This is a genomic window from Shewanella sp. P1-14-1 (assembly GCF_001401775.1).
In the GTDB taxonomy this organism is placed as follows: domain Bacteria; phylum Pseudomonadota; class Gammaproteobacteria; order Enterobacterales; family Shewanellaceae; genus Shewanella; species Shewanella japonica.
In genome coordinates this window covers 1-328 of the sequence record NZ_LKTL01000103.1, presented here as the reverse complement: position 1 = coordinate 328, position 328 = coordinate 1, and the positions used below count along the sequence as shown (strand labels likewise).

Here is a 328-nt window from a genome sequence, read left to right as displayed (position 1 = left end):
TTCACCCGGATTTGCCTAAGTGAACAGCCTACAACCTTAAACGCGGACAACCAACGCCGCGCTAGCCTAGCCTTCTCCGTCTCTCCATCGCAGTTAGCAAAAGTACAGGAATATTGACCTGTTTCCCATCGACTACGCCTTTCAGCCTCGCCTTAGGGGTCGACTCACCCTGCCCCGATTAACGTTGGACAGGAACCCTTGGTCTTTCGGCGTGGGGGTTTTTCACCCCCATTATCGTTACTCATGTCAGCATTCGCACTTCTGATACGTCCAGTGTGGGTTACCCCTTCACCTTCAACCGCTTACAGAACGCTCCTCTACCGCTTGC

Annotated in this window: 1 rRNA gene; it reads right to left on the bottom strand. The window is 53.4% G+C overall.

Features of this window, described 5'->3' with window-relative positions:
* Nucleotides 1–328 (bottom strand): 23S ribosomal RNA (locus AN944_RS21135); the annotation flags it as partial.